Consider the following 25,156-nt stretch of genomic DNA (forward strand, 5'->3'; position numbering starts at 1 on the left):
TCAGCCTCCCGTCAGCAGCGTCTGGTCATCCAGCATCTTCTGCAGGATGTCGGCGTCCGACACGCCGGAGCTGGACGCCCCGTAGAGATCGTCCTTGCTGACGCCATCCAGGGCGATGGTCTGGACGTTGCCGGATCCCAGATCCACTTCCAGGGTGGTGGTGCCACCGCTTTCCTCGAGGTCTACCACGGTGTCCACCTCGGCGCCGGTGCTCAGGCCGGCGGCCAGGTCCGACAGGTTGACCGCGTCATCGCTGACGCTGAAATCGGTAATGGTATCCGCCGCCGGCGACCCGGCCGCTCCGGCGTCGACCGACCGGAACAGAAAGGTGTCGGCGCCGCCATTGCCGGTCAGCGTGTCGTTCCCGTCGCCACCGATGATGACGTCGTTGCCGGCGGTGCCAATGAGCGTGTTGTCGCCGGTGGTCGCGTCGACGGTGATATCGATGGCGCTGACCGCCCCACTGACGGTGTCGCCATCCAGGGTCGCCCGTGGCTCAATCCGCAGGGAGTATGCATCCCCCGGATTGGCGTTGGTGATGCTCAGACCCTCGACATCCGCCGCGTCGATGATCCAGTCCGATCCGGACCGGGTCCCCGCGCTGAGGGTGATGCCGTCCGGCAACCCGGACACTACGATATCGCTGGTCTCCCCCGGCGCCGGGTTGATGGTTTCCAGGGTGATACCCAGCGGAATGACCGTGTCTGCCGCGACGATCTGGTCGCCATCCAGCGTGATCAGCGGCGGCGTCGGCTCCGGCTCGATGCTGACCGAGACGGTGTCCTGCAGGGTGCTGCCATCGGCGGTTTCCGCGGTGACGGTATCGCCCAGCACCACCGCTGAATCCACCGCCCCCACTTCAATGCTGATGTCGAAATCGCCGTAGGCGTGTTCGCTGGTCAGCAGTTGCATCGTGGCAATCTGCGCCGCTGTGGTGACCACCCGCGCCACGAGCTCACCGCCCTGGGACTGGAACAGCCCCACCTTGCCGTCCGGCGAGCGGATACCGATCAGGCCGTCGGGCGCCGGTTCGGTAATGCGGAAGGTGACCACCAGGGTCTCGTTGGGATCGACCGCCTCCTGAGTCTGGGCATAAAGGCCGATGGTGATGGGATCGCCCTCGCTGGCGCTCACGCTGTCGTCATTATCGCGGTAGAACGCTACCGGATCGGCCACCGGATTGACGCCCACGGTGAAGTCCGCCGAGCTGGTCACCACCTCGCCGGTCGAGCTTTCCGCCGAAATGGACGTCAGGGTCAGGTCGATATCGCCGGCGAAATCCCGGGGCGGGCGCAGCACCAGGTCGTCGATCTGGTCCGCGGCGAAGGTCCAGACAGTGCCGCCGTTCCCGTCCGGTCCGGCCTGGGAGAGCTGCACCAGACCGCTGCCGCTGTCCCAGAACAGGACCGCGCCGCTGGGCACACCGGAGATTTCCATCGACAGGGATTCCGAGCCGTCGTCGTCCACGTCCGTCACGCTCAGGCCGGTCAGGGCGATGTCGCTGTCCTCGTCGCCGATGACGGTGTCGGCAGTGACCGGTGCCTCGTCGGTGACCGCCCGGATGTCGAACGTCACGCTGGACTGGACAGTGTCTTCCGCCGGGTTCTCAAGGCTGCCCAGGGTCAGGCCGGTGGTTTCATCGCGGATGGTGAGTTCGAAATCGAGCTGGACACTGCCGTGTTTGTTCTCCGGCGGGACATAGAAGATATCGGAGATACGGCTCGGATCGCTGAGGATGTAGCCGCCGGAGCCGTCGCTGGTGAGCAGTCCGTCCGGATCCAGGAAAGAACCTTCCACCGGACCTATGAAATGCAGTTCGGTGACCGTTTCAATGCCCTCGGTGGCCTCGGTGCTGCGATCCCCCACCAGCGTATCCAGGTCGATGTTCAGCCGCTGGGGCGTGTCTTCCAGCAGTTCGTACGTGCCCAGCGACGCCACGTCGTCCACTACCGGGCCAATCTCGATGGCGAGATCTTCCTGGATGACCACCGTGTCCCCCAGGGGATCGGTCGAGATCTTGTTGACCGTCATCGACGTGGCACCGGCAAAATCCCCATCGATGCCGACAATCTGCAGGCTGCCAAGGCTCGCGTTGGTGAACAGGTACTCGATCGGCGTGGTGCCGTCGTCGGCGTAGCGGACGATCACGTCGTCCCCGCTGATGGCGCCGCCGTAGGGCACATCGGCGGCGTCGATGCGGAAACTGACCACGTCGTTGGCGTCGCCGGCCGCGCCGGTGTTGAGGTGGCCGTCGGTATCGACGGTCTCGTTTTCCAGGCCATCGATAATGGAATCCTGAACCGTATCCACCGCGTCGGCGGAGCCGGCACTGCCGCCGGCCTGGAAATCCACCTGGAGCGTATCGCGGATGATGTCCGCGTCATCGCCCACGCTGGTGTCGATCACCCGCGCCTCGATCAGCACCTCCACCGCACCCGAGGTGCTGTGGTCGCTCACCAGGGTGGCGCCGGCCAGCAGTTCGGCGGCGGCATCCACGGCACTGGTCGAGGTCAGGCCGGTCGCCGGGATCAGCCAGGTGCCGTCGCCGTTGTTGATGGCCCCGTTGGGATGGGACACAAACCAGCCATCGGCTTCCGGTAGCGTGATGCTGATGTAGTCCAGGTACTCCGAGCCGTCGATGTCCTCTTCCACGAACTGCGCGGCGCCGTCGAGGCTGATGGCCGAGCCGTCGCTGGACACCAGCGTGTCGTCGGTGGTTTCGATGCGGGTAATGCCGTCTTCCGGTTCGTCATCGACAATCGCGGTGACGCTGGCATCCAGCGAACCGGACACGGTGCGAACCGCCGTCTCGCCGCCCGGCGCGGTGTCGGTAATTTCGAACACGGCGGTAACACTCTGCGTACCGGCGGCGTCTTCCGACGGCTGGACCGTCAGGTCTCCGGACGCGTTGAGTTCGGCCAGGGTCAGGCCCTGGCTGTCCGCGAAGGCCGCCAGATCCAGACCGCCCGGCGGGATGTTCAGCACGGTGCCGGCATAGAACAGTTGGGCGTCGTTGGGCAACGCCTGAATGATGATATTGGTAACCGTCTCCGAGCCGTCGATGTCGGCCGTTGCCGGGAAGAGATTGATCTCGATTAAACGATCCTCCGCACCGGTACTACCCACCGAAATACCATTTTCGGTGTCCACCACCGGCGAAAGAGTGATATCCACCGTCAGATCGAAGCCGCCGGTATCCCCATCCGGTTCGGTGTTGAACTGCTGCAGGCTGAAGCTGAGGTCGCCGCTGTAATCCTGAGGCGGTTTTACATACAGGTTGCCAAGCTGGGCGGCGGTCAGCGAATAAGTGGGTTGGCCGTTGTACTCACCGCTGATCAGCAGGTCCACGGGATTGCCATCGGCATCCACCAGCGCCACACCCTCGGGCAGGTCGCGAATAACGAAGTCGAACACTTCCGAACCGTCGTCGTCGTTGGTGCCCACCTCGAAATTGAGCGGGATCAGCTCATCTTCGTCGTAGGTGCCGCCGATCGTCAGGGAGTCCTGATCGAAATCCCAGGCGTCGTCCGGGCCGGGGCCAACGGACGGGGTGTCCACCACGCCCTTGATCACCAGGGTCACGTCCCGGGGATTGGAGCGGGTTTCCTCAACGCTGGGTTCGATGCCGTCGGCGCTGGATTCGGTCGCGATCGCCACCACCGACACGGTGAAGTTGCCGTTGATGGAGCTGATGTCTTCCTTCGGTTTCAGGAAGACGTCGCCGTTGGCCACCGCCTCCGCCGACACCCGGAACACGCCGTCGGACACGCCCCCCAACGGGTTGCCGTCGGCATCGGTAACCGCCCAGTCGGCCGGCACGGTCAGTTCGAAGCTCAGGGTCTCCGAGCCGTCGGTATCGGTCAGTTCGCCATCAATGACGTTCGACAGCGGGATCAGCTCGTCCTCCAGGCTGAAGACGTTCGAGGTCTGCAGCGTCGGGGTGTCCGCCACCGGCGCCACGTCCAGCGTGACCGTCTCCTGGATCTCGGCGGTCTCGCCGGTGGACGTTTCCTCGGCAATGGCGATCACGTCGAACGTCTGTCGCCCGGCGTAGTTTCCGGTCACGCCAACCGTCAGGCTCGCCAGCTCCGCCGGGGTCAGGGTGTCGCCGTTGCCGATGGTGCGCCCGGACGTGCGCAGGGTGATCTCGCTGCTGATGTTCTCGATGCGGTAGCCGAGCGCTTCCGAGCCATCCGTATCGAACAGGTTGGCCTGCAGGTTCAGGTCCGGCGCGGCGGCGTCCTCGTCCATGGTGTAGCTGAACACCGCGGCGTCGTCCCAGACCGGGTCGTCCACCACCGGCGTGACGCTGAGGTCGAAGCTGGCATCCTGGCTACGCGTCCCCGAATCCGCCTCGACGGTCATGGACACGTCCAGTGCAAAGTCGTGGGTGGGATCCGAGGTGTTCAGCGCCGGGGTGAACACCAGCGTGCCGCCGGGCTGGACGTCGCCGGTGGCGGCATCCACCAGCACCAGCGACCCATCGGCGATGCTGAGCACCGGATTGCCGCTGCCGTCCGTGGCCAGTGGCTGGCCATCCAGCGTCAGGGTGCCGCCCTGCAGGCCAGCGAGGTCGAAGGTGATCGAGCGGATCACCTCGTTGTCGTCCAGGTCGCCGGGGTTGGCCGTCAGCGTGAGCGTGAGCGCCGTATCCTCCGGCGTTTCCAGCGGGCCGATGTCGATGACGCCCTCCTCGTCCCGGATGTCCAGGTCGAGGGTGTTGGTGGCCTCGTCGCCGTCGAAATCGGTGACGGTGAAGTCTAGGGCATCGGCAAAGCTGGCGTTGAGGGACGGTATGGTTTCGATGGTCACCTGGCCGTTGGACCGGATGGTCGCCTCGCCGTACTGCACGTCGCTGGCGTCGAACAGCGGAATAACCAGCGGGTCGCCGTCGGTGGCGAAATCGTAGCCGGTGCCGTCGTAGGTGATGCTCGTCAGGGTGGCGCCGTCCGCCCCGCCGCGACCATCCGCCAGCAGGTTGATGGACCGGCTGGAGCCTTCGGTCAGTCGCAGGGACTGGTCCTGCTCCACGGGCACATCGTCGGTCACGTCGACGGTCATCGTGACCGCATTGGACACGTCGCCATCGCCGTCCAACGCCGTTACCGAGAAGTCCACCGGCAGATTGTTCTCGCCGGCCCCATCCGGATGATCCAGCGGACCGGCTAACCGGAACTCGGTCGTGCCATCCAGCCCCAGGCGCACCCGGAAGACCTCGTTTCCGCCGGCGCTGGCGATCCACCAGCCGTCGGCGTTGGCCGACGACGCCAGGGTCACGGCATTGCCCTGGCTGGTGAGCGCGGTATCCAGTGTCACGCCAAACCCGGTCAGGCCGTCGCTGCCCACCAGGCCGCCCACCGTACCGGTGTCGTCGGACGTGCCGGACAGGGTTTCGTCTTCGTCGGTCGCCAGATCGTCGATGCTGGAGATGTAGGGGTCGCGACCGTCGTAAATGCTGACGTCCGCGTCGAGGCTGGTTACGGTGCCGTCGCTGTCGGCGAAGCCAATGCTGACCGGCAGGGTCAGGTTGTCCGAGGCAATGTGATCGATGTTGGCCAGCACCTCGACCGTCAGGGGGACGGTCTGGCTGCTTCCGGACGCGATATCGATGGTGGTTGGCAGGCTCAGGCGCACTACGGTGCTGCCCTGGCTGTCGACCGCTTCCCAGCGGCGGCCATCGAGTTGCGTCCAGGTCAGCGCCTCACCGTTGCGCGTTAGGGTGTTGCCGCCATCGTCCTGGACGGTCGCCCCCTCGGTCAGGTCGAAGACGGCGTCCACGATGGGGTCCTGGGTCGCGGTCAGACTGAAGTCGACCGAGGCCGATGACGGCGTTCCGGGATTGGCCAGAGCCACCGGCGATTCGGTGAGCTGGACCGAGACACCGCTGCCCGTGGCCGGGTCGCCGTCGCTGACGCTGACACTGATCTGGCCGTTGGTGCGGTCACCATCGGCATCGTCGACGTGGTAGTTCAGGCCGAAGTCCAACGGATCGGAGCGGCTGCCGTCCGCATCCAGCTGGTCCAGCGCGCGATACAGATCGAAGGTATAGCCGACGCTGGCATCGGCGGTGCCCGCCCCGTCCCCGTCCAGCCCGATCTGGAATACCGGGTCGCCCGGATCGTCGGTATAACCGGTCAGCGTCAGGCCATCCGCGGACACCTGGAACTGGATCGGCTCGCCGCCACTGGTCAGGGTGGCCGACTGCTCGGCGCTGAACGCCAGACCATCGATAGTGTCGCTGCCGATCGTCAGATCAACCGATCCGGTGACCTGGGCCGTGGTGGCCAGGTCATCCTCGCTGAGGGCGGCATCCGTGGATGTGGTGCTCGGGTCGGCCCCATCGGCGATAACGAGCGTGGACTGTGCAGTGGCTTCGGTGTCATCCAGATCCACTGCCACGGCCACCAGCGGAAAGGACAGTTCCTCGCTGTCCAGATGATCCAGCGGCAGGCTCTGGGTCAGCGTGGCCGTCGCCTGCAGGTCGCCGTTGTCATCCACCGCTGACAGCACCATCTCGAACACGGTGTTGCCACCGGCCGAGGCGGTGACGTTATTGCCCGATACCGTGTAGGTGACCGCCACACCACCGCTGGTCATGTTGAGGGCGTCAAGCAGCGCCTGCTGGCCTTCACCGAAGGCGATCGAGCCCGGGTCCAGGTCGTCGGAACCAGCCTCCACCCGGAACGCCACTTCTTGCTGTGTGCCGCTGCCGTACACCGGTTCGCCGGCATTCACGACGCCGCTGCCCACCACCCCCGGAGCCCCGTCGCGGATATCAATGGTGACTTCCGAGGTGTCGAAGTCCCGGTCCTGGTCGAGGGCGTCGTATTCGAACGTCAGGCTCTGGTCGACGGTGTTGTCCAGGTTGCGGGATGAGGTAAAGGTCCAGCTGCCGTCGACGTTGACCGTCAGTTCCCCCTTGGACGTGCTGACGACCGCGGGGTTGGCCCGCGTCACCGTGTACAACGTGCCATCGACGCGGATGCTGGTGAGCGTCAGGGGGCCCTCGGCCAGGTTGTCGTTGTCGAACACGTTGCCGCTGACCGGCTCAGCCTCAACGGCGGTGTAGGTATCGTCGACCGTAAAGGTACCCGCATCGCGGATATCCACCTGCGCATCCACGATTACGGTTTCGCTGGTGCCGTCGGCGTCGTTCTGGGTGGCTTCCAGGGCCAGCGCCGTGCGGGCCACATTGGTCAGCAGTGTCTGGTCCACGGGCTTAAGCAGGGTGACGGTGATGGTGCCGTCCGCGCTGATCATCGCGGTCAACACATCGTCCGTACCATCGCTCGCCGTCAGCGACTGGCCATCGGCGGCCACGTCCACCGTGAGGGGTATACCACCGGCGGTGATGCTGGCCAGGTCATCCTGGCCCTCGCTAAAGCGCACTTCGTCGTATTGCTCGATGCGGATCGTGCTGGTGGCGGAATAGCCGTCCGGGAACACGTCCAGCGCCTGCTCCGAAAGAATCGCCCGGGTGGGGGTGATCAGGGTCGGCGTCGCATCGGCGGCGGTATTGCCCGCCACGTCGGTCACGCTGGCGTTGAGGGTCCAGGGCGACAGACTCCCCAGTTGGTCCACCTGCACCGTCGTCGACCAGGTGCCATCCGCCTGGACCGTCGCGGTAAAGCGCTGGGACTGCCCCAAGTTATCGGCGAACGTCAGGGTCACCGTCTGGCCGGCCTCGGCATCGGTCACCCCGGAAATCACCACCGGAGACTGGGTCCGCAGGGCCTGGATATCCAGTGCTGTGTCAGCATTCACGTCCGCATCGATGTCGATGGTGACTTCGGTGTCCTTCTCGGTGGTCGTGGTGTTGCTGGCATCGTTGCCGGCCACGTCGGTGACGTCCGCCTCGGCGGTCAGGGTGCCATCGTCCCAGTCGCTGACATCCAGGGTTTCCGTGGTCCAGGTGCCATCGTCGGCAACGATCGCGGTGACCGTTTCGCTGTTGGTGCCATCGCTGACCGTCACCGTCACGGTCTGGCCCGCCTCCACGTCCTGCACGGTGCCGGTGACCGCAATCGCCCCCACCTCACCCTCACCGTAGGGCGGGTCGCCGGCGAAGCGCAGATCGATGGCCGCCTGGGTATCCTTGACGATCGTGGTCACGCTTTCGGCGATGTTGCCGGGCAGGTCGGTGCTGGTCAGGGACACGCTGATGTCGCCGTCCGCCAGTCCGGACAGGTCCACGTCGCCGATGGCGTAGGCGCCGTCCGCATCCAGGGTGGTTTCACGGCTGACCGAGGCGCCGGCACTGTCGGTGAAGGTGATCGTGATGGCCCGCCCTTCGCCGATGTCCGAGGTGCTGCCGGTCATGTCCACGTCCAGCACTTCCTCGGCGTTAAGCAGCGTACCGCCGTTGTACTGATAGTCGTCGTTGATCTCGGCCAGGGTGTCGATGACGGAGCTGTCGGTGGCGGACACCGAATTGCCGTAGTTGTCCCGCGCGGTGACCACGACGGTGACCTCGCCCTCGGCCAGGGTGCTCAGATCCCGCGCCGGCAGACTCCAGGCATTCCCGTTGACGCCGGTGCCGAAGGTGATGGACTGCCCCTCGGAATCGGTCACCACCACGTCGAGGAACTGACCGTCGCGCAACTCGACCGTGTCGCCGAACAGGTCGACCACCGGAATCTCGTAGCGATTGATGAAGCCGTCGCCGTTGTCGTCGATGGTGACGGTGACGGCGGCGTTGGGGTCCAGCGGCGGTAACGGCGACTCCTCGCCGAAACCGCCGGCCTGCAAAGCCCCCAGGCGGCTGCTATCGTCAAACTGGCGGGTCTGGAAGCCGGATTCCGGCAGGACCTCGTCGCCATCGCGGCGGACCGTGTCAAAGAACGAAGCCACATTGATGGTCGGGGGCGCACCGCTGATGGCTGAGGGCGCCTCGCCGCTGTCGGCCGGCGGCGCTTGTGGGCTGGCGCTGATGCCGTCGATGGCATCGATGACCTGGGCCTCCGGCGGGATGTCGTCCGGGGACACCGCCACCAGGGTGCCGTCGTCCAGCACCTGCCAGAACTGGCCATCGATCAGTATGTAGAGAGGTTCGCCTTCCTTCGCCACGCGACTTCCGTCCTGGATTGCAATCGACACCGACCTGTCGGCGAAAGCGCCTGCTATAACAGCGTGACATCAAGGCGCTACGTTTAATTAAGACTAGATCAAGGGCGAAAAGCGTCAAATTGTGTTAAGGAGCGCCCTGGCGAGCGTCTCAGTAATGTGGCCGCGATTGACGACGCTCGGGGTTCGGGCGACGATAAGCGCCAAGGGAACATGCGACGCGCCTTCACATGACAGAGCGCACAAGCAACGACTAAAAAAGCAAAGACCATAAAAAGAGCACGACGACACAGAAGCGCCTCATCGGTTGCCACCCCGTCAGGATGCCACCCAGCTCGCCTCCGCACAGACACCGGAAAGCACGCCGTCCCAGGATGGTGTGACGTCGCCTGCCCCAACCGCAGGCCGATTCATTCAGCGATTGTAAGGAGTCACTCACCGTGTCAGAACCAACCAAGCCAGCAACCGCCGGGTCCGACAAGCCCAGTGTCCTGATCGTCGGCGCCGGCGCCATCGGCAGCTTCTACGGCGCCATCCTCAAGCGGGCCGGCTGCCCGGTGAGCGTGGTTATGCGATCCGAGTACGACGCCGTGGTCGCCAACGGCATCCAGATCGAGAGTGAACTGGGCGACCTGTCCTACCACCCCGATCACGTCTACCGCGACGGCGACTCGCCGGCCGCCGCCCCCGACTACCTGATCCTCTGCGTGAAGGTACTGCCGGGCGTAGACCGGGCCGCGTTGATCCGCCCCTGGCTGGGGGACAAGACCCGCATCGTACTGATCGAGAACGGCCTGGACATCGAGCGCGAAATCGCCGAAGCCTACCCCCAGAATCCGATCATAAGCTGCCTGGCCTTCATCGGCGTGAGCCGCGTGGGACCCGGCCAGGTGCACCATAACTCCTACGGCCGGCTGGTGATGGGGCAGTTCCCCGAGGGCGTCGGTGAAGACTGTCAGACGCTGGCGGGGCTGTTCGACGACGGCGGGATCAAGGTCAAGCTGACGGAAACGGTGGTGGGCGAACGCTGGAAAAAGTGCCTGTGGAACACCCCGTTCAACCCGCTGTCGGTACTGGCCGGCGGCGCCGACACCGACACCATCCTCGACAGCGAGGGCGGTGAGGATCTGATCCGGGCGCTGACCGAGGAAGTGATCCAGGTGGCGGAAGCCGACGGCTACCCCATGGACCGGGACATCATCGACAAGCAGATCGCCGGCACCCGCAAGATGACCGCCTACAAGAACAGCATGGCGCTGGACTACCTGAACGGCCGGCCCATCGAGCTGGACGCGGTGCTGGGCAACGTGGTGGCCATCGCCGAACAACACGGCGTGGCGGTGCCGCACCTCAACACCATGCTGGTGACCCTGCGCATGCGCGAACTGCTGAAACAGCGGGAAGCGAACTAGCCGGACGGGACACTAGGCCGACAGCAGCCTTTTCAACTGATCCACCACCCGGCGGAACAGGGCCTCGTCGAAGCAGTCGGCGGGGTCAAATCCTGCTGATCGATAGGCCAGCTCGCCGCACAACAGGGCGCCTCCGGCCCGCGCCAGCCCGCAGTCGAGCATCAGGTTGTCGGCCAGACCAAAGGGTTCGATGGCGGCGCCGTTGGCATCGGTATCGCCCGGTCCCACCCGCTGATTGTACGGCGTGGCGCAAACCGAAAACCCCATCGACGGCTTGCTCAGCGCCAGCATGTAGCCCAGTTCGTAAACGGTCCCGGCATCGGCGCTGGGACCGCGAAACGGCGTGAGGTTGGCGATCAGCGCCGAGGCCTGTTGCATCAGATCCCGGTTGGCGTCGTAGATCCACTGCGCCGGGTCGTCCACGCCATCCGGTAACACGTTGTCGGACGGCGACAGGCCTTCCAGCCCCGCCTCGTGCAGGACAGCTTTCTTGCGCTGGTCGATGTGCGCACGCACCGGCTCCGGAAAGAAGACTTCCGGGCCAGCCAGATAAACCGTCGCTGGCGGCGCCGCTGCCACCTCCGCCGATCGCCATTCAGGGCGTGTTTCTGAAACAGGCTCACTTCGTCGATTCACGTTCAGTCCGCCGGCTCAATGGTCGGGGGAGTCCAGTCGCCGTTCGTGATCGCCTCCTTCGGCCAGTACGCCCGGATGTACAGCGAGAAGTGGTCCTCGGGCGCCGGCAGCCAGTTGGCCTCGCGCTCACCGCCGGGATTCTCATTCTGGACGTAGATCGTCAGGCTGCCGTCGTCGTTGGTGACGAGGGACTTGTTCTTCGTGCCCAGCGAGAAGCGGTCGAGCTCGTTCGGGTAGAAGAAATGCTGTTCGTTATAGAGGGTCAGCGACCAGAAACCGTTGACCGGCGGCAACTGCCCGGCGGGGAAGGTAACGGTGTAGTTCCCGGCGCCATCAAGCCGATCGCCAGTGCTGTCGAAATCGGCCCCGAAATACATCGTTTCCTGGGGCACGTTCGAGAACATGTTGCCCTTGGCCGTTGCGGTGCGCTGGAAGTAGTCGTAGCCGAAGCGAGCCGCGTTCTGCTGCGTCCGCCAGCCGTTGCCCGCATCGACGCCGTTATTGCGGAACTCGAACATGTCCGAGATGACCTGCTCTTCGGTCTCTACCGCCGTTTGCGTTAGCGCCTCCATCAAATCGGGATCGTCCGCGGCGGCGTCCAGCACCTGCCGCACCGTCGCGTAAATACCTTCCTCTCCCGGCAGCGGAGGGGTTTCAGCCAGCACCTCCGGCAGGACCTTGAAGAACTCCTCGGGCACAACCCACTGGGTTTCGCCATCGCCGCCCTCGTTGGGGTTCGGGATGGTGGGCGATTCCGACCAGTCCGTGGTTTTCATCTCGCCGGTGTACTCGGCCAGCGGATAGGCCATCACCTGATCGATGAGGGGCTGGATTGCTTCCCGGTCTTCTGCGGTGTCATCCATAAAGATGCGGGGAAAGACCGCGCCGAGATGGGTCTGGGAGTGAAAAACCCCCTTGATCCCGTCCGGCGTTTCACCGTCCCAGTCCGGCCCGACCAGCAGGTAATGACCGGGTTCGGTACCGTACTGGATCCCCATCGCCGCAAACGAATCCGACCGCTGGTCGACAACCTGATAGACCCAGAAGCGGTCGCCGAAATCGGGCACCTGAACCACGACCGCATCCTGATCAAGCGCGAGGAAGCCGGCCCCATAGACCACATCCTGATTGGGCGAGGTAACAAAGCGCTGTTCCGGTCGCAAATAGTCCGACAGCATGCTGACCTGGTTCAGCGGCGCAACAGGCAGGACGCCGCCCAGAAGCCCGGGTTTCGGCGCGGTGGCGAACAGCGTCTGGCGGTTGTGCATGTTCACCAGCGGCCAGCCCCAGACGTACGCCATTCGACCGATGGCCGACGCGTACTCCGGGGCGAGAGGCGCGCCGGACACGGGTTCAGGCACATCGCTGGCGGATTGCGGAGGAGGCACCTGCCCACCGTCTTGCGCCGCTTGCGCGGCGGGGGTGAGCATCATCATGAAAAGCGCTGAGCCGAGCAGCGTGTTGAAGTAGCGTTTCATCGTCCATCCTTGTCGTCTTGAGGGTGCGGTCAATGCGGGAGCATCGTGAGCGCCCGAGGTCCGTGCAGCGCCCCACTCTGGACAAAGTCTAGACAAAGAATTCGCCACCGCCAGTTTTCGGAAGCATTACAAACGCTTACCCATTGCGGCCTTTGGTGAGCCTGAACAGCATTTCCGGCGCGATCCGCTTGACCCACAAAGCCGCCATTTCCTTGCCCTTGCCGACCGGGATTTCACGCGTCTTCGCGTTCAGCCCCTTGACCACCACCTCGGCGCACTCGTCCACGTCCATGCCGCCGGCGATGTCGTCGTCGACCTGCCCGAAAGCCGACCCATCGGCGGCCAGGGCGTTCTCGGCAATCGAGGTACGGATGAAGCCGGGCACGATGGTGGACACGTGCACGCCGGCGTCCTCCACTTCCGCCCGCAGCGCGTCGAAGAAGCCCATCACGGCGTGTTTGGCGGCGCAGTAGCCGGTGCGCTGGGGCACGCCCACCTTGCCCGCGACGCTGGCGGTTACCGCGATGTGGCCGGAACCGCGTTCCAGCATGTCGGGCAGCACGGCCTTGGTCAGGGCGATCTGCCCCATCACGTCCACGTCCATCAACTTGCGGTAGACACTCATGTCCGTGTCCTTGCACAGCGAGCGCTGGGACACGCCGGCGTTGTTGATCAGCAGGTCGATAGAGCCGAATTGCGCCGTCACCCGGGACACCGCCCCCGGCAGGGATTCCCAGTCGGTCACGTCGAGCGGCAGCACCAGCACCTGATCGGCGTGCAGCCCGGCGTCCAGGCAGCGGTTTTCAACCCGCCGCAGCTCGCCTTCGCGCCGCGCGGACAGAACCAGGTTGGCGCCCTCCCGGGCAAAGCGGATCGCCAGCGCCTCGCCGATGCCCGAGGAAGCGCCGGTGATCCAGATGGTACGGGACGTCATGAATGCTCCTTGTTATGGTTTTTGACAGCCCCGTTAATGTACCCGACGGCGTCCCTTCCCGCCTAATCGCGCGGACCAGCGTCAAGGAATTGAGAAGCGAACAGGACCACCAACCCGGTTTTTTCGCATTGAACGAGGCTTTCGCTTTACCCGCCCGCGCCACTGGCCGACAATAGCCGCCTTTCTCTTATCCCTGCGAGACCGGCCATGGCGCTCAAGTCCACGGTATTCAAAGCCCACATCAACATCGCGGATATGGATCGCGGCTACTACGCGGACCATACCCTGACCCTGGCCCGGCACCCTTCGGAGACGGACGAGCGGCTGATGTTGCGGCTGCTGGCGTTCGCCTATTACGCCGACGAAGCGCTCGCTTTCACCAAGGGGCTGAGCACGGACGACGAGCCGGATCTGTGGCGGAAAAGCCTGAGTGACGAGATCGAGCTCTGGATCGAGTTGGGGCTTCCGGATGAGAGCCGTATCCGCAAGGCCTGCGGCAGGTCGGAACAGGTGGTGATCCTGGCCTACGGCGGCCGGGCGGTGCCGGTGTGGTGGGACAAGATGGCAGGCAAAGTCAGCCGCTTCGACAACCTGACCATCCTGCAGGTCAACGACGACGATGCGGACGCGCTCGCCGCCCTGGCGGAGCGATCCATGACCTTCCAGTGCACCATCCAGGATGGCCAGGCCAGTATCGGCGACGGCGAGCAGATTGTGGTGGTCGAACCGGAGCGGCTTTACCCGCGCCCCTGACCCCGCGTCCCCTAGCCCCCCGTTACAAGGCGGACTGGAAACGTTTCTTCATTGCCTTGAACACCGCCAGCGGCTGCCCTTCGGTATTGAGCAGCAACAGTTCATCGTCCTTGATGTCCACCGCCACGGTCTGGCGCATGGCTTTCATGAACGCCGGCTCCACCGGCTCGCCCGGGCAGATCTTGCGGGTGGCGGCCATTTCGACGAAGCGGAACTGGCCTTCGAAGGTGCCGTAGCGGCCGCGAAAATCGTTACAGCCGGCGAAGCCGTTCACCCGGCCATCGTCGAGGAAGACGATGTAGGGCGCGTTCACGCCGTTCTCCGCCGCCACCTTCTCTCCGCCCACGTGCGCCAGGCGCCAGAAGGTGTTGGTAAAGGTGATTTCAGCTTCGGCGGCTTCTTCTTCCGCCGGCACCGTGGTGCAGGCCGACATCACGCAGCCGGCCAGCAGCAATAACAGAACGCGCAGATAGGGCGCCGCCTTCATCATGGGGTATCAGTCCGTTGTGTCGTCCCGGCCCTGGTTGAGCAGGGAAGGTTTCTTCAGGGCTTTCTGGAACAGGTCCTTCTCTTCGGCGATGGCCAGGGCGCATTGCTCGGCCAGCTCATCGGACAGTCCGTCCACCCGACCCTGCAGAAATACCATGATTTCCTCGGACAGTTCCAACATCCTGTCCCGTGCGTCGGCGTCCGCCTTGTTGGCAAACAGCATGGTATCCGGATGCTTCAGTGCCATCGCCTGCCCGTCCCTCTCTGAAAAGTACAGCGCTTTTACTGCCATGAATCAATCTCCTGTCGTCATCGCCGGCGCAGCAATCGGTCGCCGGCGCTCGCGTCGGAGCAGCATAGCAGCAAATTACTGTATATAAAAACAGTATCGAGAGAGCGACACGTCAGTCGCGGAACTCGGCCTTGTCCAGGCCGTGCTTCTTCATCTTGTCGTACAGGGTCTTACGGGCAATACCCAGTTGCACCATGGTGTCCTTGAGGCTGCCCTGGCAGGCGTTGAGGGCGCTGACGATGGCGGAGCGCTCGAAGGCGTCCATCATCTCGCCCAGGGTGCGCCGGCCGGGCACGTTATCGGTGACCGCGGTGCCGGTTTCCTCCAGCGCCGTCGGACCCAGCAGCACGTAGCGCTCGGCCAGGTTGCGCAGCTCCCGCACGTTGCCGGGCCAGGTGTGCTGCATCAGGCGCGCCGCTTGCTCGGCATCCAGCGGCACACTCTCGCGGTCGTAGCGGGCGGCAGCGATCAACACGAAGTGGTGGAACAGCAGCGGCACGTCTTCCTTGCGCTCGCGCAGGGACGGGATGTCCACCTTGACCACGTTGAGCCGGTAGTAGAGGTCGGCGCGGAAGTCGCCGGCATCGCTCAGCGCCTTCAGGTCGGACTTGGTGGCGGCAATCACCCGAACATCGGTGTCCAGTGGCGTGTTGCTCCCAAGCCGTTCCACCTTACGCTCTTCCAGTACCCGCAGCAGCTTCACCTGCAGCGCCAGGGGCATGCTCTCCACTTCGTCCAGGAACAGGGTGCCCTTGTCGGCGTGTTCGATCTTGCCAATGCGGCGCTTGTCCGCGCCGGTAAACGCCCCCGCCTCGTGGCCGAACAGCTCGCTTTCGATCAGGTTCTCCGGCACCGCGCCACAGTTGATGGCGACGAAGTTGTGGGCGCTGCGCGGGCTGTTCTCGTGGATGTAGCGCGCCAGCGCGTCCTTGCCGGAACCGGTCTCGCCGTGGATCAGGATGTTGGCGGAGATGTCCAGCAGCGGCTCGACGGTGGCGATCACCTTCTGCATCGCCGGCGAATCCCCCAGGATGCGCGGGCCGGGTCGGGCCAGCTGGCGCAGTTGGGCCTTCAGGCGCCGGTTTTCCAGGGCCAGGTGGCGTTTCTCCAGAGCATGGCGCAGCAGCTCGATCAGTTCGTCGTGGTCGAACGGCTTCTCGATGAAGTCGTAGGCGCCGCGCTGCATGGCGGACACGGCGGTGCTGATGTCCCCCTGCCCGGTCAGGATGATCACGGGAATGGCGTCGTCCATGGCCTGGACCTTGTCCAGCAGTTCCAGCCCGTCCATGCCCGGCATGTTGTAGTCGCACAGGATCACGCCTTCGTAGTCCGGCCCCAGACCGGCCAGGCCCGAGGCGCCGTCGGCGTGGCAGTCCACCTTCAGGTCCTCCAGCGCCAGGGTCTGGGCCATGGCCTGGCGAATCGACTCGTCGTCGTCGATGAAGAGTACGTCAGCGTCTGTCATTCCATGGCCTCCCGTCGGGTCAGGGTGAGGATGAATTCGGCACCGGGTCCGTCGCTGCGGTTGTGTCCGGTCAGTGTACCGCCCAGGGCGTCGACGATCTGCCGGGAGATGGACAGCCCCAGACCGAGCCCCTGCTTCATCGACTTGGTGGTAAAGAAAGGTTCGAACACCTGCTCGGTGTCCGCCGGCAGGCCGGTGCCGTTATCCCGCACCCGGCATTGCCAGCCGTCGGCATCGGCCAGCACGTCGATCAGCACCTCCGGCTGGTCGGCGCCCTCGACCGCCTGCACGGCATTGGCAATCAGGTTGACCATCACCTGCTCGATGCGGATCAGGTCGCCGTGGATCATGACCGGATCGTCCGGTCGCTGCCAGCGGATACCGACGCCCTCACTGTTGCTCTGGGCAGCGATGATCTTGAGCGCGGCGTCCACAGACTGGCGCAGGTCCACTGGCGCCGGCGGCCCCTCGGACTTGCGCGCGAACACTTTGAACTGGCGGGTCATCTCCGCCATTTTCTGGCACAGGTTCTGGATCTCCTGCAGGTTGGCGTCCACCATCGCGCCCTCGCCCCGCTCCAGGAAGCGCCGGCTGTTGCGGGCGTAGGTCTGGATGGCGGTCAGCGGCTGGTTCATCTCGTGGTTCAGGCCCGCCGACATCTGCCCCAGCACCGCCAGTTTGGCCGCCTGGATCAGCTCCTGCTGGGTTTCCTTGAGTTCGTTCTGCGCCTCTTCCCGCTGGCGGATTTCCTCCAGCAGCTGGCGGTTGGAATTCTCCAGATCGGCGGTACGCTCCGCCACGCGTCGCTCCAGTTGTTCGCCGCGCTGGGCCAGCTCCGCCTCGCGCCGGTAGCGCTCGCGCAGATAGAGCCAGGTCAGGAAGACGCCGATAAAGGCCAGGAAGCCTCCCACCAGGAACTGCAGGCGAATCCACATCACCGGCTGGGTGCCGATCATCACCTGCAGCGACCAGTCCATCTTGGGCAATGGCGAGCGGATACTGAGGAACTCCGCCGGCGTTTCCCCTTCGGAAATCAGCACTTTGCGCGAACGGTCGGACACGCCCCATGGCTGACTCAGCGCCTCGATGGGCATGGGCGCCAGATCCCGCTTGGGATAGCGCAGGTTGGGTGTCTGCGCCTGGCTGGCGGGTTCGAAGTCCCGGTACAGCCAGCTGTCCCGGCTCGCCAGGAAGCTGATGCCGCCGCCGTCGAGCACCGCCATCTCCGAATCGTGCAGCAGGTCGGGCCGCTGCCACTGGGACTCCAGCTCGTCCACCTGCACTTTCACCGCAATCACGCCCAGAATGCCGCCGTCCGTGGCTTTTACCGGATGGGAGAAGTACAGCCCGCGGATATCGGAGGTGGTGCCCAGGGCGAAATACACCGCCGAGCCACCGCTGGCCATGGCCTGCTGGAAATACGGGCGGTAGTCAAACTGACGCCCGATGAAGCTGTCCTGCCGACGGTAGTTGCTGGCGGCGATGGTGTAGCCGGTGCGGTCCATCAGGTAGACGTCGGAGCTACCGACGATTTCCGCCATGCGCTGCATTTCCTGGTTGGCCTGCAGCACCAGGGACTGGTCGCCCGGCTCGCGCAGCACGCTTTCCAGCAGCGGATGCTCGGCCATCAGCTCGGGAATGGGCCGGTAGCGCTTGAGCTCGTTAGCCACCAGCTGGCTGTAGCGAAAGGATTCCTCCTGCCCTTCCTGCTCCAGCATCCGGTATCCGGCCCAACCGCCCAGCAGCCAGCACACGCCCATCGTCAACAGGAAAAGCAGCAAGGCCCAGAGTCGATAGGTCATGGGTGCCTGCTCCTGAAAGTCCGGAGCAAGCCTACTCTTGAGGCGGGATGGGAACAATAGCCGGCGCAGCGGCAGGCGCAAAAGAAACGACCGGCCGGCTGACGCCGACCGGTCGTTCGGGGACGGGCATGAGGTCACGCCGGAATCAGGACGCCTCGGCTGCCTGGCCATGCCCCGGTCCCCGCTGCTTCTGCAGCAGGTAGGTGACCACGGCCAGGGCGATGCCCGCCAGGTCGGAGACCCAGCCACCGGCAATCATCAGCAGCGCGGCCGACAACAGCAGGAGACGGGTGAACCAGGGCGCGAAGGCCTGGAAGATCCAACCCTGCACCGCACCGGACAGCAGGTAGACACCGAAACCGGCGGTGATCAGCGAGCGACCGATGGCCAGCCAGCTGGCATCCATCAGCAGTGCCCCGTTGTAGAAGAACATGAAGGGCACGATGAACGCCGCCAGGCCAATGCGGAACGAGGCCACCGACGTCTGCATGGCGTTGGCGCCGGATATCCCCGCCGCCGCGTAGGAGGCCAGCGCCACCGGCGGCGTGATGGCCGAGACCACCGCGAAGTAGAACACGAAGAAGTGCGCGGTCAGCGGCTCGATGCCCAACTGCACCAGACCCGGCGCCACCACGGAGGCGGCCACGGCGTAGGCGGCCGTCGTCGGCATCCCCATCCCCAGCAGGATGGAAATGAACATGGCGAACACCAGCGCCAGCAGCTGGCTGTGCTCGGCCACGCCCAGCAGCAGCGCGGAGAAACGCGCGCCCACGCCGGTCAGCGAGATGACACCAACGATGACACCGGCACAGGCACACACGGCGATGATCTGGATCGACATGATGCCGGCCAGTTCCAGCGCGTGCAGGATCGAGCGGATGCCCATCTTGTGCGGCGACAGCCAGCTCACCACCACCGCGGACACGGTGGCCAGGGTGCCGGCGCGGATCACCGAATAGCCCATGAACAGCGCCACCACCAGGATGACGATGGGCACGAACAGATAGATCTGCTTGATCAGCTTCGACAGCTTGGGCAGCTCGTCGGAGCGCATGCCGCGCATGCCCAGCTTGGCGGCCTCGAAGTCCACCATGAAGAACACCGAGGCGAAGTACAGGATCGCCGGGATGATCGCGGCGATGGCGATCTCGGTGTACGGGATGCCGGTAATCTCGGCCATGATGAAGGCGCCGGCACCCATGATCGGCGGCATGATCTGCCCGCCGGTGGAGGCGGCGGCTTCCACCGCGCCGGAAGTCTGCTTGCTGTAGCCCACCCGTTTCATCAGCGGGATGGTCAGCGAGCCGGTGGAGACCACGTTACCGGCACTGGTGCCGTTGATCATGCCCATCAGGCCGGAGGCGAAAATCGACACCTTGGCGGGGCCGCCGCGGGAGCGACCGGCGCAAGCGAAGGCGAAGTTGACGAAGTAATCACCGACTTTCGACGCCTGCAGGAAGGCGGCAAAGATGATGAACAGGATGATGTAGGTGGAAGACACCGCCGTGGTCGGCCCCAGTACGCCGGCGTCGGTGTAGACCTGGCTGAAGAAACGCTGCACCGACAGCCCCGGATACCCCAGGAAGCCCGGCATGTACGGCCCGGCGAAGACGTAGCCGAGGAAGATCAGGGCGATGACAACCAGCGCCAGACCGGCGACCCGGCGGGTCATTTCCATGATCAGGGCGGTGCCGGCAATGGCCGCGAAGGAAATGCCGATGGGCGCAAACGAGGTGCCCGTGCTCATGCGCATGGAGGTGTTGTAGACCTCCAGGAAGTAGACCGCGCTGGCCACGGAACACAGGATCAGCACCAGGTCCGGCAGGCTGAACAGCGAGCGCTGGCGCTGGTGGAACCAGCTCAGCACGATACCGCCGGCGGTGGCGGCCAGCAGCGGCCAGCCAAAGTGCCAGCTTTCCAGCTCCGGCGGCAGGCGCATGGTGCCGCCGGCAATCATCTGGTGGAAATTGAACGTCTGGTACAGGGCGTACAACGCCGGCAGCAGAAAGACCGCGGCCAGCCAGGTGGTCCAGCGATGACGGGCCTCACCCTCCTGCTCGGACACGAAACGCGCGCCGGTGTAGAGGATGAAGCCGAGAATCAGCGCGCCGCACACGTGGACGATACGGAACGACCACGTTTCCAGGGGCGCAATGTTCAATGTGTACAGGTGAAACGCCGAGTACAGGATGGCGAGCGCGCTCACCACCTTCAGCACCCAGCCGGAGTAGAGTCGGCGATTGGGTTCAACCGGTTCGTCGTCCACTCCATGGGCCAGCATGTGATCGTCGTCCGGGTTGACCGGCGCCTGATCCTTGTTGGAGTTATCAGTAGTCATGATGCAACCTGATCGGGAAAGAAGAGTGGCCGGAAGGCGGCCAACAGCCTGAAGAAAAGGACCGGCCTCGTGGCCGGTCCGGTCAAGTCACGATTCCCGTGGAACGCTTACTTGATCTGGCTATCGTCGATGTCGTAGCCGTTCTCATTGAACCAACGAGCCGCACCCGGGTGCCACGGCAGAACAGTGTTCTTGCTGTAGTTCTCGGGGATGGTGGACTTGGCGGCCTTGTGGATGCCTACCATCTTGTCGTTGTTTTCCATGGTCAGCTTGGTGATTTCGTAGACAAAGTCTTCCGGCATATCACAGTTGACGATGGAGAAGTTCCACATGGACACCACGTGGGACTCGCCTTCCAGCGACTGGTAGGTACCGGACGGAATGTTGAACTCGGCCACCGGGAAGTTGTCGATGATCTTCTGACGCTCGGCGTCGGTCATGCCGATGATGTTGACGTCAGTCTGGACTTCCAGCTGGCTCACGGCCGGGATGGGAATACCGGCGGCAAACGCCACCACGTCGATCAGGCCGTCCTGGAGCTGACCGCCGAGGTCGGACCAGCTGCCGTTACGACGCTCGTAGTTCACGCCCAGGGTATCCATCATCTTCGGGAAGTAGGTGTCCGAGGTGGAGCCGGCCGGGCCGAAACCGATCTTGGCGCCATCCGGAATGTCGGAGATGGAGGTGATACCAGAGCTGGACAGGGCCGTGACGGAGAACGGGGTCTGGTACATGGGGAACATGGCGCAGACGTTGTCCATCTTCATTCCCGGCGCCAGCGGGCTGTTGCCGTCGATGGATTCCTGGGCGGGCCCCAGGGTGGTCAGGCCGAACTTCAGGTCGCCGGTGTGGACCAGCGCCATGTTCTGCATCGGTCCACCGGTGATTTCAGCACCGCCGGACACGCCCAGGCTTTCGGAGATGTAGTGCGCCCAGCCCGAACCGTAGGCGAAATAGGTACCGCCCTGACTCGCCGTGCCGACGGTGAATTTTTCCGGCCAGTCGGAACGATCCTGGGCCGAAACGGAACCGGATACGATCAGTGCAGAGGCGAACGTCGCCGCCAGCAGGGATTGCGCTTTCATTATTCTTACTCCTGTACTGTCATTGTCGTTATGCATGACGCGCCGGAACAGCCAGCTCCGACGACGTGAATCTTCGAGGCCTGCGCAGGTCCTCTATCAGCAGTCAGTAGCTCAGCAAGCAACGGGCCAGGTCAGTAGAATTCGCGACTTTTCGGGCCTGGCAGGCTATGGGCATAATAGACCACTCACCGCCAATGGGTGACATTTCACCCAGACTTTCCGGACCAATGGGTAGAAACCCACACATGGATCCGGCAAAGACATGACCTTGGCAAAGGCCAATTACCGGCCGTTCAGCCAACCCCATCCCCAAAATGCGCTGTTTTCGCTACAATACGACTCCGGTTGGCGACACCGGATCCCAAGCACCATCCCCCGAAAGCCTGTCACGGACAGCGCTGTCCCCCTGACAGACCGGATCCGGCCACAACCGGCGCGTCATCTCTTGACGCCATCCTGTACGGGCAATGAGGCCTGTCCCAGCCAAGGAATGCGACAACGTGTAGCTATTTGCGACCTATACGTTTGGCTACTAGATTACGCGTAACGTGAACAAATCGACGGCAGTTATGGTACGAATGGGGGTGGTCCGAAGTGTAGGGAGTCTCTGAAAACGCCCTGACGTTTTCCCGCGTCGGGCAGGACGTTTTCAGCGGTTTCCTGGTACTGGGAGTTTCTGAACAGCTCCCCGGTTCACCCTGATGACTACCAGCGGATGCAGCCCACAAGGCCGCATCTGAACCATCCGTCCTGACCCACAACGACGACCTGAAGACGAAACATGACAGAATCCAAATCCAAGATTATCTATACCCTGACGGACGAAGCTCCCGCCCTGGCCACCCGCTCTCTCCTGCCGATCCTGGAGACCTTTGCCAAGCCGGCCGGCATCGACTTCGAAACCAGCGACATTTCCCTGGCGGCCCGTATCCTGGCGGCTTTCCCGGAGCGTCTGAACGACGACCAGAAAGTGCCGGACCACCTGGCCGAGCTGGGTGAATACACCAAGAACCCGCACGCCAACATCATCAAGCTGCCGAACATCAGTGCCTCGATTCCGCAGCTGCGCGCGGCGATCAAGGAGCTGAACGAGCAGGGCTTCGACGTTCCCGAGTACAAGGAACACCCGGAGACCGACGAGGAGAAGGACGTCACCGCGCGTTACGCCAAGGTCCTGGGCAGTGCCGTTAATCCGGTCCTGCGGGAAGGCAACTCCGACCGTCGCGCCCCGGCCGCGGTCAAGGCGTTCGCCCGCAAGTACCCGCACAGCATGGGCGAATGGAGCCCGGCGTCACGCACCCACGTGGCCCACATGCGCGGTGGTGACTTCTACTCCAGTGAACAGTCCCTGACCCTGGACAAGGCCACCAGCGTCAACATCGTCTTCGAGAACAAGGCCGGCAAGCAGACCGTGCTGAAGTCCGACCTGGCCCTGCAGGAAGGCGAAGTGCTCGACGGCATGTTCATGAGCTGCAAGGCGCTGCGCAAGTTCTTCGCCGATGCCATCGAGGACTGCCAGAACACCGGCGTCATGTTCTCCCTGCACGTCAAGGCGACCATGATGAAGATCTCCCACCCGATCGTGTTCGGTCACGCGGTGAAGATTTTCTACAAGGAGCTGTTCGACAAGTACGGCGACCTGTTCGACGAGATCGGCGTCAACCCGAACAACGGCCTGTCTTCCGTCGTCGAGAAGATCAAGCAGCTGCCGGAGTCCAAGCAGGAGGAAATCCAGGAAGACCTGCACGCCTGCTACGAGCACCGTCCGGAAATCGCCATGGTCGATTCCGTCAAGGGCATCACCAACCTGCACGTGCCCAGTGACGTGATCGTCGACGCCTCCATGCCGGCCATGATCCGTAACTCCGGCAAGATGTGGGCCCGCGACGGCAAGCTGAAGGACACCAAGGCGGTCATGCCGGAGTCCACCTACGCCACCATCTACCAGGAAGTGATCAACTTCTGTAAGACCCACGGCGCCTTCGACCCGACCAAGATGGGTACCGTGCCGAACGTGGGCCTGATGGCGCAGAAGGCCGAAGAGTACGGCTCCCACGACAAGACCTTCGAAATCCCCGAAGACGGCACCGTGCGCATCGTCGATGCCGACGGCACCGTCCTGACCGAGCACAACGTCGAGAAGGGCGACATCTGGCGCGCCTGCCAGACCAAGGATCTGCCGATCCGCGACTGGGTCAAGCTGGCCGTCAACCGCGCCCGCGCCACCGGCATGCCGGCGGTGTTCTGGCTGGACGACGAGCGTGCCCACGACGCGCAGCTGATCAAGAAGGTCGAGACCTACCTCAAGGATCACGACACCGACGGCCTGGACATCCGCATCATGTCCCCGGTCCGCGCCATCCGCTGGACCATGGAGCGCCTGATCCGCGGTCTGGACACCATCTCCGTGACCGGCAACGTGCTGCGTGACTACCTGACCGACCTGTTCCCGATCCTGGAACTGGGCACCAGCGCCAAGATGCTGTCCATCGTGCCGCTGCTCAACGGCGGTGGCCTGTACGAAACCGGCGCCGGCGGTTCCGCGCCCAAGCACGTACAGCAGCTGATCGAGGAAAACCACCTGCGTTGGGATTCCCTGGGCGAGTTCCTGGCCATCGCGGTCTCCCTGGACGAGCTGGGCGAGAAGGAAGACAACGCCCGCGCCCGTCTGCTGGGCCAGACCCTGGACAAGGCCACCGAGCGCCTGCTGGAAAACAACCAGTCGCCGTCACGCAAGACCGGCGAGCTGGACAACCGCGGCAGCCACTTCCACCTGGCCCGCTACTGGGCGGAAGCACTGTCCAAGCAGGACGAGGATCCCAAGCTGCGCGACTTCTTCGCCAACCTGTCCAAGGAGCTGGAGTCCAACAAGGACAAGATCCTGGAAGAGATGACCGTCATCCAGGGCAATCCGGCGGACATCGGCGGCTACTACCACGCGCCGTCCGACAAGGTCTGCGCCGTGATGCAGCCGAGCGAAACGCTCAACGGCATCCTCGCCAAGGCAGGCGAAGCGGCCAAGAACTCGTAAGCGCCGCCTGAAACAGAAAGCCCGGCCGGGGAAACCCGACCGGGCTTTTTTGTGTCTGCCGTACTTCCAAATCAGGAACACTCCGTCCATGTAGCGGGAGCTTCAGCTTCCGAGCAGGCCAACGGCCTGCCCCGATCTATGGCCCGGCACAAGCCCTCCGGCAGGCTTCCGCCGGCTCCGAAGCTAAAGCTTCGGCTACATTAGAACCTGCGCCTCAAGCTCATCCACACCATGCCGACACAATCCACCAGAACGGCAGTGAACTCCGTCCATGTAGCGGGAGCTTCAGCTTCCGAGCAGGCCAGCGGCCTGCCCTGACCTACGGCCCGGTAAAAGCCCTCCAGCAGCTCCGAAGCTCAAGCTTCGGCGACAAGGTCG

The 25,156-nt window shown here is 64.1% G+C and carries 13 protein-coding genes; 3 read left to right on the forward strand and 10 right to left on the reverse strand.

Annotation, left to right across the window (positions count from 1 at the left end; all coding sequences use genetic code 11):
* Positions 1 to 9,096 (reverse strand): type I secretion C-terminal target domain-containing protein, encoded by a 9,096-nt coding sequence (locus GQB00_RS11610; protein ID WP_165856326.1) that lies wholly within the window; start codon positions 9,094 to 9,096, stop codon positions 1 to 3.
* A 407-nt stretch (positions 9,097 to 9,503) separates the two neighbouring features.
* On the opposite strand from GQB00_RS11610, the gene GQB00_RS11615 reads away from it, so the two are divergent.
* Positions 9,504 to 10,475, forward strand: coding sequence for a ketopantoate reductase family protein (locus tag GQB00_RS11615; RefSeq protein WP_165856327.1), 972 nt, complete (start codon positions 9,504 to 9,506; stop codon positions 10,473 to 10,475).
* A gap of 12 nt (positions 10,476 to 10,487) precedes the next feature.
* Here the strand turns inward: GQB00_RS11615 and GQB00_RS11620 are convergent, their stop codons facing one another.
* The 3 genes from GQB00_RS11620 to GQB00_RS11630 form a co-directional block, all read right to left on the reverse strand.
* Entirely contained in the window at positions 10,488 to 11,054 is a 567-nt protein-coding gene (locus tag GQB00_RS11620) for a nucleoside 2-deoxyribosyltransferase (RefSeq protein WP_165856328.1), read from the reverse strand.
* A gap of 59 nt (positions 11,055 to 11,113) precedes the next feature.
* Positions 11,114 to 12,589 (reverse strand): DUF1254 domain-containing protein, encoded by a 1,476-nt coding sequence (locus tag GQB00_RS11625; RefSeq protein ID WP_165856329.1) that lies wholly within the window; start codon positions 12,587 to 12,589, stop codon positions 11,114 to 11,116.
* Between the two features lie 136 nt (positions 12,590 to 12,725).
* A complete protein-coding gene (locus GQB00_RS11630) occupies positions 12,726 to 13,523 on the reverse strand; it encodes an SDR family oxidoreductase (protein WP_165856330.1) in 798 nt (265 codons plus the stop codon).
* Positions 13,524 to 13,730: 207 nt separating this feature from the next.
* On the opposite strand from GQB00_RS11630, the gene GQB00_RS11635 reads away from it, so the two are divergent.
* Positions 13,731 to 14,276 (forward strand): YaeQ family protein, encoded by a 546-nt coding sequence (locus GQB00_RS11635; RefSeq protein WP_111493540.1) that lies wholly within the window; start codon positions 13,731 to 13,733, stop codon positions 14,274 to 14,276.
* Between the two features lie 22 nt (positions 14,277 to 14,298).
* Here the strand turns inward: GQB00_RS11635 and GQB00_RS11640 are convergent, their stop codons facing one another.
* From GQB00_RS11640 to GQB00_RS11665, 6 genes are all read right to left on the reverse strand, one after another.
* The gene (locus tag GQB00_RS11640; protein ID WP_111493538.1) at positions 14,299 to 14,766 is read right to left on the reverse strand and encodes an META domain-containing protein; all 468 of its coding nucleotides are present in this window, start codon (positions 14,764 to 14,766) and stop codon (positions 14,299 to 14,301) included.
* 6 nt (positions 14,767 to 14,772) lie between these two features.
* The gene (locus tag GQB00_RS11645) at positions 14,773 to 15,057 is read right to left on the reverse strand and encodes a YebG family protein (protein ID WP_111493536.1); all 285 of its coding nucleotides are present in this window, start codon (positions 15,055 to 15,057) and stop codon (positions 14,773 to 14,775) included.
* A gap of 112 nt (positions 15,058 to 15,169) precedes the next feature.
* Positions 15,170 to 16,522: a sigma-54-dependent transcriptional regulator gene (locus GQB00_RS11650; protein WP_111493534.1), complete on the reverse strand. Its 1,353-nt coding sequence runs from the start codon at positions 16,520 to 16,522 to the stop codon at positions 15,170 to 15,172.
* A complete protein-coding gene (locus GQB00_RS11655; protein WP_165856331.1) occupies positions 16,519 to 18,324 on the reverse strand; it encodes a sensor histidine kinase in 1,806 nt (601 codons plus the stop codon). The genes GQB00_RS11650 and GQB00_RS11655 overlap by 4 nt, the downstream gene beginning before the upstream one ends.
* Positions 18,325 to 18,469: 145 nt before the next feature.
* Positions 18,470 to 20,662, reverse strand: coding sequence for a TRAP transporter permease (locus GQB00_RS11660; protein ID WP_165856332.1), 2,193 nt, complete (start codon positions 20,660 to 20,662; stop codon positions 18,470 to 18,472).
* 107 nt (positions 20,663 to 20,769) lie between these two features.
* Positions 20,770 to 21,747 carry a TAXI family TRAP transporter solute-binding subunit gene (locus tag GQB00_RS11665; RefSeq protein ID WP_111493528.1) on the reverse strand — a complete coding sequence of 326 codons (978 nt, stop codon included), beginning with the start codon at positions 21,745 to 21,747 and terminating at the stop codon, positions 20,770 to 20,772.
* 781 nt (positions 21,748 to 22,528) lie between these two features.
* Between GQB00_RS11665 and GQB00_RS11670 the strand changes: the two genes are divergently transcribed.
* Entirely contained in the window at positions 22,529 to 24,778 is a 2,250-nt protein-coding gene (locus GQB00_RS11670; RefSeq protein ID WP_165856333.1) for an NADP-dependent isocitrate dehydrogenase, read from the forward strand.
* Positions 24,779 to 25,156 lie beyond the last annotated feature (378 nt).

Origin of the sequence: Marinobacter sp. JSM 1782161 (genome assembly GCF_011421605.1) — a bacterium.
Taxonomy (GTDB): Bacteria; Pseudomonadota; Gammaproteobacteria; order Pseudomonadales; family Oleiphilaceae; genus Marinobacter_A; species Marinobacter_A bohaiensis.

What these genes read in the sequence shown, in the direction of transcription:
- GQB00_RS11660 (WP_165856332.1), bottom strand. Translation starts at nt 20,662, where the DNA reads ATGACTACTGATAACTCCAACAAGGATCAGGCGCCGGTCAACCCGGAC.
- GQB00_RS11670 (WP_165856333.1), top strand. Translation starts at nt 22,529, where the DNA reads ATGACAGAATCCAAATCCAAGATTATCTATACCCTGACGGACGAAGCT.
- GQB00_RS11635 (WP_111493540.1), top strand. Translation starts at nt 13,731, where the DNA reads ATGGCGCTCAAGTCCACGGTATTCAAAGCCCACATCAACATCGCGGAT.
- GQB00_RS11640 (WP_111493538.1), bottom strand. Translation starts at nt 14,766, where the DNA reads ATGATGAAGGCGGCGCCCTATCTGCGCGTTCTGTTATTGCTGCTGGCC.
- GQB00_RS11630 (WP_165856330.1), bottom strand. Translation starts at nt 13,523, where the DNA reads ATGACGTCCCGTACCATCTGGATCACCGGCGCTTCCTCGGGCATCGGC.
- GQB00_RS11645 (WP_111493536.1), bottom strand. Translation starts at nt 15,057, where the DNA reads ATGGCAGTAAAAGCGCTGTACTTTTCAGAGAGGGACGGGCAGGCGATG.
- GQB00_RS11650 (WP_111493534.1), bottom strand. Translation starts at nt 16,522, where the DNA reads ATGACAGACGCTGACGTACTCTTCATCGACGACGACGAGTCGATTCGC.
- GQB00_RS11655 (WP_165856331.1), bottom strand. Translation starts at nt 18,324, where the DNA reads ATGACCTATCGACTCTGGGCCTTGCTGCTTTTCCTGTTGACGATGGGC.
- GQB00_RS11665 (WP_111493528.1), bottom strand. Translation starts at nt 21,747, where the DNA reads ATGAAAGCGCAATCCCTGCTGGCGGCGACGTTCGCCTCTGCACTGATC.
- GQB00_RS11625 (WP_165856329.1), bottom strand. Translation starts at nt 12,589, where the DNA reads ATGAAACGCTACTTCAACACGCTGCTCGGCTCAGCGCTTTTCATGATG.